Origin of the sequence: Microbispora sitophila, assembly GCF_014892245.1 — a bacterium.
GTDB lineage: Bacteria > Actinomycetota > Actinomycetes > Streptosporangiales > Streptosporangiaceae > Microbispora > Microbispora siamensis.
Genome location: NZ_JADBGC010000012.1, coordinates 1 through 15,013 on the forward strand (window position 1 = coordinate 1; position 15,013 = coordinate 15,013).

At 70.1% G+C, this 15,013-nt stretch carries 8 protein-coding genes; 3 read left to right on the forward strand and 5 right to left on the reverse strand.

All coding sequences use genetic code 11. The annotated features are described in order from the left end of the window. A partial coding sequence (locus IL992_RS22365) for an RICIN domain-containing protein (RefSeq protein ID WP_193205338.1) occupies positions 1 to 742 on the reverse strand: 742 nt, incomplete at its 3' end. A gap of 877 nt (positions 743 to 1,619) precedes the next feature. Between IL992_RS22365 and IL992_RS22370 the strand changes: the two genes are divergently transcribed. Beyond that, complete coding sequence (locus IL992_RS22370; protein ID WP_193205339.1) at positions 1,620 to 2,291, forward strand: FadR/GntR family transcriptional regulator; 672 nt, start codon at positions 1,620 to 1,622, stop codon at positions 2,289 to 2,291. A 315-nt stretch (positions 2,292 to 2,606) separates the two neighbouring features. Beyond that, positions 2,607 to 6,251 (forward strand): CARDB domain-containing protein, encoded by a 3,645-nt coding sequence (locus tag IL992_RS22375; protein ID WP_193205340.1) that lies wholly within the window; start codon positions 2,607 to 2,609, stop codon positions 6,249 to 6,251. Between the two features lie 98 nt (positions 6,252 to 6,349). Here the strand turns inward: IL992_RS22375 and IL992_RS22380 are convergent, their stop codons facing one another. Genes IL992_RS22380 through IL992_RS22395 form a run of 4 tightly spaced genes read right to left on the reverse strand, consistent with a single transcriptional unit; the run spans position 6,350 to position 11,290 of the window. Then, on the reverse strand, positions 6,350 to 7,348 hold the full coding sequence (locus IL992_RS22380; protein ID WP_193205341.1) for an ABC transporter permease: 999 nt from the start codon (positions 7,346 to 7,348) through the stop codon (positions 6,350 to 6,352). Further along, positions 7,345 to 8,832, reverse strand: a complete 1,488-nt coding sequence (locus tag IL992_RS22385) for a sugar ABC transporter ATP-binding protein (protein ID WP_193205342.1) — start codon at positions 8,830 to 8,832, stop codon at positions 7,345 to 7,347. The genes IL992_RS22380 and IL992_RS22385 overlap by 4 nt, the downstream gene beginning before the upstream one ends. A 39-nt stretch (positions 8,833 to 8,871) precedes the next feature. Then, the gene (locus tag IL992_RS22390; RefSeq protein WP_193205343.1) at positions 8,872 to 9,936 is read right to left on the reverse strand and encodes a sugar ABC transporter substrate-binding protein; all 1,065 of its coding nucleotides are present in this window, start codon (positions 9,934 to 9,936) and stop codon (positions 8,872 to 8,874) included. 40 nt (positions 9,937 to 9,976) lie between these two features. Next, the gene (locus IL992_RS22395; RefSeq protein WP_193205344.1) at positions 9,977 to 11,290 is read right to left on the reverse strand and encodes an L-fuconate dehydratase; all 1,314 of its coding nucleotides are present in this window, start codon (positions 11,288 to 11,290) and stop codon (positions 9,977 to 9,979) included. A gap of 343 nt (positions 11,291 to 11,633) precedes the next feature. On the opposite strand from IL992_RS22395, the gene IL992_RS22400 reads away from it, so the two are divergent. Continuing rightward, positions 11,634 to 14,972, forward strand: a complete 3,339-nt coding sequence (locus IL992_RS22400) for a glycosyl hydrolase family 95 catalytic domain-containing protein (protein WP_193205345.1) — start codon at positions 11,634 to 11,636, stop codon at positions 14,970 to 14,972. Positions 14,973 to 15,013 lie beyond the last annotated feature (41 nt).

The window sequence follows — 15,013 nt, forward strand, 5'->3', positions numbered from 1 at the left end:
AGTAGTAGGTGTCGTCCACCCGGAAGACATCGATGTCGGCCAGGTCCTCCCACAACACCGGGTTGGAATAGGTCGACGACGGCGGCCACGGCCCACCCGACGGACTCGCCGACGGACTCGGACTCGGAGACGGACTCGGGGACTGGCTCGGAGAGGGCGAGGGGTCGGAGACGCTCCCGACGCGGACCAGTTGCCACTGCTGGTTGTTGCCGCCCCAGTCGGAGTACTGCACGATCCTGCCGCCGTCCGCGGTGGAGGCGTTCTGGACCTCCACGGCCTTGCCGCTGTTGCGGTTGATCAGCCGTACGTAGCCGCCGGACGAGTCGGCGAGCTGGAACTGCTGGTTGGTGCCGTTGTGGTCGCTCCACTGCACGACGTCGGCGGCGTCGGCGGTGGAGAAGTTGTAGACGTCCAGGACCTTGCCCGAGTGGCGTGACTGGAGGCGGTAGTAGCCGCCGCCGGAGTCGACGAACCGCCACTGCTGGTTGTTGGCGTCGGTGCGGGACCACTGCACGAGCAACCCGCCGTCGGCCGTCGAGAAGTTGGAGACGTCCAGGGCCTTGCCGCTGTTGCGGTTGACCAGGACGTACCAGGCGTTGGTGTCGACGCTCGCCGCCGACGCCGGCGCAACCCAGGTGAGGGCGGTGGCGAGGACGGTCGCGAGCGCCGCCAGCAGACATGCGACGAGAGTGGCCGGCGAGCGTCGTCGGCCACCCACCACGCGAACGGGGGGTGAGTGCATCTTTTCTCCTGTGAAGGGGGGACACGGCGGGCCATTCCGTCCGGCGTCGCGGTGGATGCCCGCCTTCCGCACGGCGGATTCCGAGCGTGAGGAATCTCCGCGGGTGGAGTGACCTCCGGGCCTCCTGGCAGGTTCGAGCCTGCGAGGGGTCTCCAGAGGATGGAGCCGGCGAGGCGCCGCCTGGGCCCCGAGCAGGGCTTCGCCTCGAGGCACGACCCGGTGCGTCACCGACGACGCGTCTGGAGTCGGCTCGTCACATGAGGACGCGCTCGTCGCCGGACGAGCCAGACAGTTCGACAGGGACTGTGAGCGCTAACATCAACAGGAAACGTTCGCTCCTCTCCTCGTACCGACCGGAGGTGGTGGTGCGCGGGAGCAAATCCGAGGCGGCGAGCACCTGTCAATGCCGCGGCCTCCGCCTGGCGCCGCCGTCGCGTCCCGCGCCCCGTCTCACCTGCCACGACGCGCCGTGGGCGGCCATGCCTGCGGGTGTTTGGGATGAAACGTTCATCCAGACCACGGCCGCGGCGGACCGCCAACCAAGGGAGGTCGGAAAATTACCCGATTATTGACACATCAGTGCAGCCTACGAGCACCGTCTCGGCCCGATGAGGAGAAAATTTCCAGAAACGTTTTGGGGTGATTTCCAGATCGCCTCGTCAAGGCGGGTCCCTCCTGCCAGGCTCGGTGGCCAGCCACTCCACCGTCAAACGGCGTCACGCTCCAGATGCGGTCCTGCAGCAGCCTCTCCAACCAGCGCCGGACCCGGGTCCGGCCTCGACGAGGCAGGCGAGCCCGGGCCGATCCCCGCTCCTTTACACTGCTAGACATCCGATGTATGCGGCCTCGTTCGCGAGGAAACAGTGGAGGAGGCTCCGTGGCGGTCACGGACGCGGCGATCGACAAGATCAAGCAGATGATCACGTCGGGCGAGCTCGCTCCGGGTGACCGGCTGCCGAAGGAGGCCGATCTGGCCGAACGGCTCGGTTTGTCCCGCAACTCCCTGCGGGAGGCCGTCCGCGCCCTCGCCCTGATCAACGTACTCGACGTCCGGCAGGGCGACGGCACCTACGTCACCAGCCTCCAGCCCCACCTGCTCCTGGAGGCGATGTCGTTCGTCGTGGACTTTCACCGCGACGACACCGTGCTGCAGTTCCTGGAGGTGCGGCGGGTCCTGGAGCCCGCCGCCACCGCGATGGCCGCGATGAACATGCCGGACGAGGACGTCAAGGAGCTCCGCGCCATCCTCGACGCGCTGCCGGACGATCCCAGCGTGGAGGAGCTGGTCGCCAACGACCTGCGGTTCCACCAGCACATCGCGGCGGGGTCGGGCAATCCCGTGCTGTGCTCGCTGATCGACAGCCTCTCCGGCCCGACGACGCGCGCCCGGGTGTGGCGCGGCCTCACCCAGGAGGGGGCGCTCGACGACACCCGGGAGCAGCACGTCATGATCTGCGACGCGATCGCGGCCCGGAGGCCGGAGGTGGCCAGGGCGTGGGCCACGGTCCACGTGGCGGGCGTCGAGGAGTGGCTCCGCCGCACGCTCTGAAGCGGCACAGCCCCGGGTCACGCCTCGGCCCGCGGTCCGGGCACGTTGCGCCCGCCGACGGCCGGGCGGGCCGGCACCGAACGCCGCGGCCGCCCCGGCTTCACCTTCACCTTTTCGGAGCGTTGACGGCGCAGTAGTGCCTATGTAACATCTGGCCAAACCTCTGCAATAACCGTGCAAGAGACGTCAAAACCCTTGCCGTTCACCGCAACACCCTGAGTGCATCGCGTCCGTGCATTCGCCGCCGGTTGCCGTGGGGACCGAACGTCCTCCAGCACCGGCCTGCCGTCCCCCACGAGAGATGGAAGAGCGCGGATGAGGACATCGCACGGACCGTTACGGCTGCTCGCGACCCTGGTCGTCGCAGGCATGCTCACCCTCCTGGCATGGGTCGTCCCGGCCGGCGCCGCAGGAGGGCCCAACCTGTCGCCGGGCAAGGCGACTCAGGCCAGTAGCTCCACGGCCGGCTATCCCGTGCCGGCCATCAACGACGGCAACCAGGACACCTACTGGGAGAGCGCCAACAACAGCTTCCCGCAGTGGGCGCAGGTCGACCTCGGCACCGCCAGGAGCGTGGACCGGATCGTCCTCAAGGTGCCCTCGCCGAGCGTCTGGCAGACCCGCACCCAGACGCTCTCGGTGCAGGGCAGCGCGGACGGCTCCGCCTTCAGCACGGTCGTGGCCTCGGCCGGCTACACCTTCGACCCGGCGACCGGCAACAAGGTCACCATCGACTTCACCGCCGCGACACACCGGTTCTGGCGGGTGAACATCACCGCCAACACCGGCTGGCCCGCCGCGCAGATCTCCGAGTTCGAGATCTACGCGGCGAGCGGCACCGAGGCCGACACCCAACCGCCGAGCGCCCCCACCAACCTCGCCTACACCCAGCCGGCCTCCGGCCAGATCACGCTCACGTGGAACGCCTCCAGTGACGACGTGGCCGTGACCGGCTACGACGTCTACGCCAACAGCCGGCTCCGGGCCAGCGTCGCGGGCACCGTGCTCACCTACACCGACACCCAACCGGCGTCCGCGACCGTGACGTACGTCGTCCGGGCCAGGGACGCGGCGGGCAACCAGTCGGCCGACAGCAACGCGGTGACCCGCGACGGCACCGGCGACCCGGGCTCCAACCTGGCCATCGGCAAGGAGATGGTCGAGTCGGGCCACGTGTACACGTTCGTCGCGGCCAACGCCAACGACAACAACACGGCCACCTACTGGGAGGCCAACCCGGGGGCGTATCCCAACACCCTGACCGTCAAGCTCGGCGCCAACGCCACCGTCAGCGCGGTCGTGCTCAAGCTCAATCCCGACCCGGTCTGGGCGACCCGCACGCAGAACATCCAGATCCTGGGCCGCGAACAGAGCGCGACCACCTACCAGACCCTCAAGCCGGCGGCCGACTACACCTTCAACCCGGCCTCCGGCAACTCCGTGACGATCGATCTGTCCGCGACCGTCGCCGACGTCCAGCTGAGGTTCACGAGCAACACCGGCGCGCCGGGCGGCCAGGTCGCCGAGTTCCAGGTGATCGGCGTCCCGGCGCCGAATCCCGACCTCACCGTCACGAACGTGTCGTGGACCCCGGCCTCCCCGGCCGAGACGGACACGATCACGCTGTCGGCCACGGTCAAGAACGCGGGCACCGCCGCCTCGGCCGCCGACAGCGTGAACCTCTACGTCGGCGGGGCGCCGGCCGGCGCCCCGGCCATCCCTGCCCTGCCGCCGGGCGGCACCGCGACCGTCACCCATGCCGTCGGCACGCGCGCCGAAGGGACGTACACGGTCAGCGCCAGGGTGGACGCCGACAACACGGTCTTCGAGCAGAACGAGAACAACAACCTGCTGAACGCCTCGTCGCCGCTGGTCGTCGCGCAGGCTCCCGGTCCCGACCTGCAGGTGCTCGGCGTCGCCCCCAACCCGCAGAACCCCGCGGCCGGGACGCCGGTGACGTTCACGGTGTCGGTGAAGAACCGCGGGACCGCCGCCACGGGGGCGACCACGGTCACCCGCGTGGCGGTGGGCGGCACGACGCTCAACGGCTCCACTCCCCCGATCGCCGCCGGGGCGACGGTCTCCGTCGCCGTCAGCGGAAGCTGGACCGCGACCGACGGCGGCGCGACGATCACCGCCACGGCCGACGCGACCGGCGTCGTCGCCGAGACCAACGAGAACAACAACACGTTCTCGCAGGCCATCGTGGTCGGGCGCGGCGCGGCCGTGCCGTGGGTCGAGTACGAGGCCGAGGCCGCCCGCTACCAGGGCACCCTGCTGGAGACCGATCCGCTGCGGACGTTCGGGCACACCAACTTCGCCACCGAGTCGTCGGGCAGGAAGTCGGTGCGGCTGAACGGCACCGGCCAGTTCGTGGAGTTCACCTCGACGAACCAGGCCAACTCGATCGTGGTGCGCAACTCCATCCCCGACGCCCCGACCGGCGGCGGCATCGACGCCACGATCAGCCTGTACGTCGACGACGTCTTCGTCCAGAAACTGCCGCTCTCGTCCCGGCACAGCTGGCTGTACGGGAACACCGACGACCCCGAAGGGCTGACGAACACCCCGCAGCCCGACGCGCGGCGGCTGTTCGACGAGGCGCACGCCCTGCTGCCGCAGACCTACCCGGCGGGCACGAAGTTCCGGTTGCAGCGCGACGCGAGCGACACGGCGGCCTTCTACGTCATCGACTTCGTCGACCTGGAGCAGGTCGCGCCGCCGGCGAGCCAGCCGGCCGGCTGCACCTCGATCACGGCGTACGGCGCGGTGCCGGGCGACGGGGTCGACGACACGGCCGCCATCCAGCGAGCGGTGACCGACGACCAGAACGGCGTGATCGACTGCGTCTGGATCCCGCCGGGCCAGTGGCGGCAGGAGCAGAAGATCCTCACCGACGACCCGCTGAACCGCGGCCAGTACAACCAGGTGGGCATCAGGGACGTCACCATCCGCGGCGCGGGCATGTGGCACTCGCAGCTGTACACCCTGACCGAGCCGCACCTGGCGGGCGGCATCAACCACCCGCACGAGGGCAACTTCGGCTTCGACATCGACGACAACGTCCAGATCTCCGACATCGCCATCTTCGGCTCCGGCCGCATCCGCGGCGGGCCGGGCGGCGCGGAGGGCGGCGTCGGGCTGAACGGCCGGTTCGGCAGGAACACGAAGATCACCAACGTGTGGATCGAACACGCCAACGTCGGGGTCTGGGTCGGCCGCGACTACGACAACATCCCCGCCCTGTGGGGCCCGGCGGACGGGCTGCAGTTCAGCGGCATGCGCATCCGCGACACCTACGCCGACGGCATCAACTTCACCAACGGCACGCGGAACTCGCGGGTGTTCAACTCCTCATTCCGTACGACCGGAGACGACTCGCTGGCGGTCTGGGCCAACCGGTACGTCAAGGACCCCTCGGTCGACATCGCCCACGACAACAGCTTCGTCAACAACACCGTCCAGTTGCCCTGGCGTGCGAACGGCATCGCGATCTACGGCGGCTACGGCAACACGATCGAGAACAACCTCGTCTACGACACCATGAACTACCCGGGCATCATGCTGGCGACCGACCACGACCCGCTGCCCTTCTCCGGCCAGACGCTGATCGCCGGCAACGCCCTCTACCGGACCGGCGGCGCCTTCTGGGGCGAGAACCAGAAGTTCGGCGCCATCACGCTGTTCGCGGCGACCAGGGACATCCCCGGCGTCACGATCAGGGACACCGAGATCCACGATTCGACCTACGACGGCATCCAGTTCAAGTCGGGCGGCGGCGCGACACCGGGCGTGGCGATCAGCAACGTGAAGATCGACAAGTCGAACAACGGCGCCGGCATCCTGGCCCAGAACGGCGCCCGCGGCAGCGCGACGCTGACCGGCGTCACGATCACCGGCTCGGCCAAGGGCGACATCGTCCGCGAACAGGGCACGAGCTTCGTCATCAACGGCGGCTAGCGCGACACGAGGGCGGCCCGGAGTTCACTCCGGGCCGCATTCTCGTGCCGGGCACGTCGCCGGGCACATCTCCCCGGGGCCACGCGGGCGGCGTACGGTCAGTCCTGCGCCTTGCCGCTGGTGAGCCGGGCCATGATGAGGGCGAGCAGGATGATCGCGCCGTAGATGGCCTGGATCCACTGGGCGGACACGCCGGCCAGGGTCAGAATGTTGTTGATCAGCCCGAGCACGAGCACGCCGCACAGGCCGCCGAACAACGTGCCCTTGCCGCCGTCCATGCTCACCCCGCCGATGACCGCGGCGGCGAACACGGTGAAGATCATGCCGTTGCCCTGGTCGGCCGCCACCGAGCCGAGCCGTCCGGTCATCAGCAGGCCGGCCAGGGCGGCGAGCAGCCCACCGATCACGAACACCGTCCACACCACCTGGTCGGCCCGGATGCCGGCGGCGCGGGCCGCGTCCGCGTTGCCGCCGATGGCGTAGATCGACCGTCCGTGCCGGAAGTAGCCCAGCACGACGATGCCGATCGCGAACAGCACGCCGCAGATCCAGATCGAGGCGGGCAGGCCGAGCCAGCGGGCGTTGCCGAGATAGAGGAACGACTCGGGCAGCTCGAACAGGTTCTGCCCGCCGGTGAAGCCGATCTGCAGCCCGCGCAGCACGATGAGCATGCCGAGCGTCACGATGAACGCCGACAGCTTGAACCGCACGATCAGCATGCCGTTGAACGCGCCCACCAGCGCGCCGACCAGCAGGCAGAGCGGGATCGCGGTCCAGGCGGGCAGCTCGGCGCCCAGGCCGTTGGAGACCGCGGGGATCACCAGCCCGACCGCGAGGGCCGGGGCGAGGCCGACGGTCGACTCCAGGGACAGGTCGAACTTGCCGGCGATCAGGATGACCGCCTCGGCGAGCACCAGCAGCGACAGCTCGGTCTGCTGCTGGAGCACGTTGACGATGTTGTCCCCGCTGAGGAAGGCCGAATCGATCAACGCCCCCACCAGCACCAGCAGCGCGATGGCCGGGAGCAGCGCCAGGTCGCGGAATCTGGCCAGCCGAAGCGCCGGCGCGGCCGTCACAACACTCGTCGAGGGGGTCATCGGTCGCCGACACCTTCCATCACGGCCACCAGCTCGGCCTCGGCCCAGCCCCGTGGCATCTCCTTCACGACCCGGCCGTGGAACATCACCAGCACCCGGTCACAGATCCGCAGGTCCTCCGGCTCGTCGGAGACGAGGACGGCGCCGGCGCCCCGGGTGACGGCGTCCTCCACCGCTGCCAGCAGGGCCTGCTTCGACTTCACGTCCACCCCGACCGTCGGGTTGATCACGACCAGGGCCTTCGGATCGTCGGCGAGCGCCCGCGCCATGACCACCTTCTGCGCGTTGCCGCCGGACAGCTCCCCGACCGCCTGCTCGGGCCCGGACGTCTTGATCGCCAGGTCCTCGATCATCCGCTCCGCCCTCGCCCGCCGTCCGGCCGGGGAGACGACGCCGAACCGGCCGAGCTTGTGCGCGATCGGGAAGGTCGCGTTCTCGGCGATCGACAGCAGCGGCACGAAGCCCTCGTGGTGGCGGTCGCGCGGCACGAACCCCAGGCCGGCGCGCAGCGCGGCGGTCACGTCGCCGGGCCGGGGGACGGTGCCGTTCACGGTCACCGTCCCGGTGTCGGCCCTGCGCAGTCCCACCAGCGTCTCGGCCAGTCCGACCTTCCCGCTGCCGCCCGAGCCGGCCAGGCCCACGATCTCGCCGGCCCGCACCGCCAGGTTCACCTCCCGATATCGCCCCTCCAGGCCCAGCCCGGCCGCCTCCAGCACGACCGGCGCGGCCGGGTCCGGCGTACGGCCGCGCGTCCGGTAGGCCGCGGCGGCCTCGCCGGTCATCGCGGCGACCAGCTCGTCGTGCGGCAGGTCGGCGACGGGAGCGGACATCACGTGCCTGGCGTCGCGGTAGACCGTGACGGTCTGGCAGATCTCGTACACCTCGTCGAGGTGGTGGGAGATGAACAGCATCGTGACGCCCTGCTCGCGCAGCGCCCGCATGCGCTCGAACAGCCGCTGGATGGCCGGGCCGTCGAGCTGCGCGGTGGGCTCGTCGAGGATGATGAACCGGGCTCCGAACGACAGCGCCCTGGCGATCTCCACGAGCTGCCGCTGCTCGACCGACAGCTCTCCCGCCACCACCCGGGCGTCCACGTCGAGGCCGTACTGCGCGAGCAGGTCGGTCGCGCGGTCGCGCAGGGCCTTCCACCGGATCGGCCCCCGGCCCGACTGGCGGTTGAGGAAGAGGTTCTCCGCCACGGTCAGGGTGGGGATGATCGTGGACTTCTGGTACACGCAGGCGACCCTGCGGCGCCAGGCGTCCCGGTCCGCGATCGGCGGGGCGGGCTCCCCGCCGAAGCGCACCTCGCCCTCGTCCGGGCGTTGCAGGCCGGTGAGGATCGACACCAGCGTCGACTTGCCGGCCCCGTTCCTGCCGACCAGCGCGTGCGTCTCCCCCTCGGCGACGGAGATGCCGACGCCGTCGAGCGCGACCGTGGGGCCGAACCGTTTGGTGACGTCCCGGGCCTCTACCGCGATGCTCATGTCCTCACTCCGCTGTCCCCATTCCGCGGGGCGAGCCCGTCACTTGCCGACCTGGTTGCCCCAGAGCGCGGGGTCGTCGACGTTGTCCTTCGTCACCAGCGGGGCCTTGAGCTGGTCCTCCAGGCGTCCGCCGCCCACGTCCACGATGGTGCTGTCGTGGTCGGTCGGGCCGGGCGCGAAGGTCTTGCCCTCGATCGCGGCCTTGGCGTAGTAGACGCCGTACTTCGCGTACAGATCGGCGGGCTGGGAGAGGGTGGCGTCGATCTGACCGTCGCGGATGGCCTGCAGCTCCTGCGGGATGCCGTCGTTGGACACGATGAAGATGTGCTTGGGATCGTCCGGGCCCACCAGCAGGTTCTTGCTCTTGAGCACCTGCAGGGTCGGGGCGAGGAAGACGCCGCCGGCCTGCATGTAGATGCCCTTGATGTCGGGGTGCTGGGTCAGCCGGGTCTGCAGCGCGGCCGCCGCCTTCGGTCCCTCCCACTCGGTGGGTTCGGCGAACACCTGGATGCCGGGGTAGTTCGTCTTCATGCACTCGGCGAACGCCTCCGACCGGTCGCGGCCGTTGACCGACGACAGCGAGCCCTGGAACTCGATGACCTTGCCCTTGCCGCCGAGCTTGTCCCCGAGGAACTTGCACGCCTCGCTGCCGTAGAGCCGGTTGTCGGTGCGGACCACCATGAACGTCTCGCCCTTGTCCGGCCGCGTGTCCACCGTCACCACCGGGATCTTCCTGCCGGCGAGCTGCTGCAGCGTGCTCGCGACGGCGCCGGTGTCCTGCGGCGCCATGACCACGGCCTTCGCCCCCTGGCTCACCAGCGCCTGGACGTTGGCCACCAGCTTGGCCACGTCGTTCTGCGAGTTGGTCGAGGGCATCAGGTCGACGCCGAGCTGCTTGGCCTGCTGCGGCACGTACTTCGCGTAGGAGTTCCAGAAGTCGGAGTCGGCGCGGGGCAGATCGACCGCGATCTTCCCCCCGGCCGCCGCCGCACCTCCTCCCGCAGAACCGCCGCCCGCCGCCGGCTTGTCGGCGGAACCGCAGGCCGCGAGCGAGAGCGCGAGAGCGAGCGCGGCCGCGCCCGGGCCGGCCGTACGGATGATCATGGTGTACCTCGATTCGCCACTGTGGGGGGTTGGGAAAAGATCACGAGTGCGTCGCGCCGCTCCAGGCGGGGCCGTCCGGGAAGGAGTACGCGGCGATCGACTCGGCGCGCATTTCGGCGTTGAAGCCGGGGGCGGCCGGCGCCCGGTAGGCGCCGTTCTCGACCACGACGGGGTGCGTGAAGTGCTCGTGCAGGTGGTCGACGTACTCGATCACGCGGTCCTCCGTCGTGCCGCTGACCGCCACGTAGTCGAACATCGACAGGTGCTGCACCAGCTCGCACAGGCCGACCCCGCCGGCGTGCGGGCAGACGGGCACGCCGAACTTGGCGGCGAGCAGCAGGATCGCGACGTTCTCGTTGACGCCGCCGACGCGGGCGGAGTCGAGCTGGAGGATCGACATCGAGCGGGCCTGCAGCATCTGCTTGAAGACCACCCGGTTCTGCACGTGCTCGCCGGTGGCCACCTTGATCGGCGCGAGCGCGCGGGCGATCACCGAATGGCCGAGCACGTCGTCGGGGCTGGTCGGCTCCTCCACCCAGTAGGGGTCGAACTCGGCCAGCGCGCTCACCCATTCGATGGCCGTCCGCACGTCCCACCGCTGGTTGGCGTCGATCGCGATGCGGAAGCCGTCGCCGCAGACCTCGCGGGCGATGCGCATCCGCCGGATGTCGTCGTCGAGGTCGGCGCCGACCTTGAGCTTGATCTGGGTGAAGCCCTCGGCGAGCGCCTCCTTGCACAGCCTGCGCAGCTTCTCGTCGCCGTACCCCAGCCAGCCGGGCGAGGTCGTGTAGGCCGGGTAGCCGCGCTCCCGCAGGCGCGCGACGCGCTCGGCCCGTCCCGGCTCGGCCCGGCGCAGGATGGCGAGCGCCTCGTCCGGGGTGAGTGCGTCGCTGAGGTAGCGGAAGTCGACCAGGGAGACGATCTCCTCGGGCGCCATCTCGCCCAGCAGCAGCCACAGCGGCTTGCCCGCCCGCTTGGCCGCCATGTCCCACAGCGCGTTGGTCACCGCGGAGACCGCCATGTGCATGACGCCCTTCTCCGGCCCGAGCCAGCGCAGCTGCGAGTCGTGCGTCATCTCGTGGTGCAGCCCGGCGAGGTCGGCGGGGTCGCGGCCCACGACGTACGGCTCCAGCGCCCTGATCGCGGCGGCCTGCACGTCGTTGCCCCGCCCGATGGTGAAGGCGAAGCCGTGCCCTTCGAGACCGTCGTCGGCCCTGAGCACCACGTAGGCGGCCGAGTAGTCCGGGTCCGGATTCATCGCGTCGGAGCCGTCCAGTTCCCTGGATGTCGGAAAGCGGATGTCGTGGGTCTCCAGCGCCACGATCACGCTGTGCTTACCGGTTCGCTCGCTCATGCTGGGCCCGGCGTCCGCGGCCGGCCCTGGCCGGCGATCTCCGGTTCTGTGGCGGCCTGCCCGGCAGGTCTCACTCGCAGCAGCTTCACACCGCATCCCTCGGGTAATACATCCGATGTCTCGCCCCCGGATGCTGTCCCTGCGACGCTGATCGTGTCAATACCCTCACGGCGGATACATCCGACCTGTTATGCAGTCGGGCCCGCGAATCACCGGCAAGCACGCACACGATTACCCCTAAAGGCCGCCCAGATTCACAGAAGACATCCGATCGGTGTCTTGTTACACAAGAATTTCGGTGCTATCTCCTTGTCTCAAGGTCACCCTGTGATCGGAGGAATGCGTGTCCCACCCCCCGTTACGACTCCCAGCCGTCCTCGCGGCCGTCCTCGCACTGGCCGCGGGTCTCGCCCCGCCCGCGCAGGCGACCGCCGAACCCGCCCAGCAGGCGGGCGCGCCCGACAACCTGACCCTCTGGTACGACAGGCCCGCCACCGACTGGGAGACCCAGGCGCTGCCGATCGGCAACGGCCCGCTTGGGGCCAAGATCTTCGGCGGCGTGGCGACCGAGCAGCTCCAGTTCAACGAGAAGACCCTGTGGACCGGCGGTCCCGGCTCGCCCGGCTACGACTTCGGCAACTGGAAGACCCCGCGGCCGGACGCCATCACCGACGTCCAGCGGCAGATCGACCGCGACGGCAGGATGGCGCCGGACGCCGTGGCAGCCAAACTGGGTCAGCCCAAGACGGGCTTCGGCGCCTACCAGACCTTCGGCGACCTGTATCTCGACTTCGCCGGCGCGCCCCGGAACCCCACGGCGTACCGGCGCGAGCTGAGCCTGCGCGACGCCGTGGCCCGGGTGACCTACGCCGCCGACGGCGTCACGTACGCCCGCGAGTACTTCGCCAGCCACCCCGGCAACGTGATCGTCGGCCGGCTCTCCGCGGATCAGGGGGGCAAGGTCTCCTTCACGCTGCGCCACACCTCTCCGCGCAACGACAAGACGGTCACCGCCACGGGCGGGCGGCTCACCATCCGCGGCGCCCTGTCGAACAACAAAATGAAGTTCGAGGCACAGGTGCAGGTGGTCAACCAGGGCGGCGTCCGCACCGACGACGGGGACAAGGTCACCGTCACCGGCGCCGACAGCGCGGTCTTCGTGCTGTCGGCCGGCACCGACTACGCCGGCGACTACCCCGCCTACCGTGGCCCCGACCCGCACGCGAAGGTGACCGCCGCCGTGGACGCCGCGGCCGGCAGGAGCTTCGACCAGCTCAAGCAGGCGCATCTGGCGGACTACCGCGACCTGTTCGACCGGGTGAAGCTGGACATCGGCCAGAGCACCCCGGCCGTTCCGACCGACCGGTTGCGCCGCGCCTACACGGGCGGCGGATCGGCCGACGACCGGGCGCTGGAGGCGCTGATGTTCGCCTACGGCCGCTACCTGCTGATCTCCTCCTCGCGGGAGGACGACCTGCTGCCCGCCAACCTGCAGGGCGTGTGGAACAACTCCACCAGCCCGCCCTGGTCGGCCGACTACCACGTCAACATCAACCTGCAGATGAACTACTGGCCGGCCGAGCAGACGAACCTGGACGAGACGACGCGTCCGTACGACCGGTACATCTCGGCGATGGTCGCCCCGGGCACCACGACCGCACGGGAGATGTATGGCGCCCGGGGCTGGGTGGTCAACAACGAGACCAACCCGTTCGGCTTCACCGGCGTGCACGACTGGGCCACCTCGTTCTGGTTCCCCGAAGCGGCGGCCTGGACCACACAGCACCTGTACGACAGGTATCGGTTCACCGGCGACGTGGCCTACCTGCGCGACACCGCCTATCCGGTGATCAAGGGCGCCGCCGAGTTCTGGCTCGACTTCCTGCACACCGATCCGCGTGACGGCACGCTCGTCGTGTCGCCCAGCTACTCCCCCGAGCACGGCGACTTCTCCGCCGGGGCCTCGATGTCCCAGCAGATCGTGCGCGAGGTCCTCACCAACGCGCTCGCCGCGGCGAAGAAGCTCGGGGTGGACTCGGACTTCCAGGCCGAGGTGAAGGCGAAGCTGGCCAAGCTCGACCCGGGCATCCGCGTCGGCTCCTGGGGCCAGCTCCAGGAGTGGAAGAGCGACTGGGATTCCACAACCGACGACCACCGGCACGTCTCCCACCTCTACGCGCTGCACCCCGGCAACCAGATCACGGCGGGGACGCCCGAGGCCGAGGCCGCGAAGGTGTCGCTCGCGGCCCGCGGCGATGGCGGCACCGGCTGGAGCAAGGCCTGGAAGATCAACTTCTGGGCCCGGCTGCTCGACGGCGACCACGCGCTGAAGATGCTCAGCGAGCAGATCAAGACCTCCACCCTCGACAACCTCTGGGACACCCACCCGCCGTTCCAGATCGACGGCAACTTCGGCGCCACCTCCGGCGTGGCGGAGATGCTGGTGCAGAGCCAGCACGACTACGTGCACGTGCTGCCGGCGCTCCCGTCGGCATGGAAGAACGGCTCGTTCTCCGGCCTGCGCGCCCGCGGCGACGTCACCGTGGACGCGACCTGGAAGGACGGCGCCGCCGACACGATCACCGTGCATCCGGGCACGACCGGGCCGATCACCGTGAAGTCCGGCTTCATCGCCGGCCGCTACCGCGTCTATGACGGAGACGGCCACGAGGTCGGCCCGCACCGCGACGGCGACACGCTGACGTGGAACGCCACGGCCGGCAAGGCCTACACCATCCAGAACGAGGCCGCGATCACCCTCACCGCGCCCGCGGCGACGGGGCCGGGCGACTCCTTCCCCGTCGAGGTCGCCGTGACGGCCACCCGGAAGCGCGCGGTGCCGGCGTCCGATGTGTCGCTGACCCTGCCCAAGGGCTGGACGGCGGCCCCCGCCACGGTGCACCTGCCGGCGTCCGCGCCGGGCCGGACGCGGACCGCGACGTTCACGGTCACCAGCGGGCCGGCCGACGGCACCAGAAGCGCACGGCTCACCGCCACGGCGACCGGGGACGGCTGGACAGGCGGCGCCTCGGCCACCGTGGCGCTGAACCCCTGTGCCACTCCCCCCGCCGACCGGCCGCTGGTGGCCTGGGACCCCTCCTCCGGAGACACCGTGACCGACGCGTCGGGCAACGGGCGCGACGCGCGGATCGTGGGCGGCGCGGCCTACGACGCCACCGCGCCGAGCGGCAGCGGGCTGCTCCTGTCCGGCTCGACCTACCTGACCACCGGGAACACCACCCTCGGCTATCTGCCCGAGGCCACCTTCGCCGCCGAGGTCAAGGTGGCGGGCAGCGGCTATCGGCGGCTGTTCGACTCCCAGCCCTCCGGCAACCCCGGCACCGACGGGATCATCGTCGACCTGACGCCGTCGAACACGCTGCGGTTCATCGGAGCCGGCCTGAACGTGGGGATCAACACGACCATCCCCACCGGCCGCTGGATCGACCTGGTCGTCACCCTGGCCAAGGGCGGGGCCATCGACGTCTACGTCGACGGCGTACGGGTGGCCGGAGGCCAGGCGACCGGCGACGGCATCACCGGCTGCACGTCCCGCCCGCTGCGCTTCGCGGCGGACCAGGGCGGCGGTCAGCGGCTGTCCGGCACGGTCGACCGGATGGCGATCTTCGCCGGCAGGCTGTCACCTGAGCAGGTGAAGACCTGGCAGGATCTGGCCTTCTGACACCTGGCCTTCTGACATCTCATGAACGGGCTCCGGGGCAC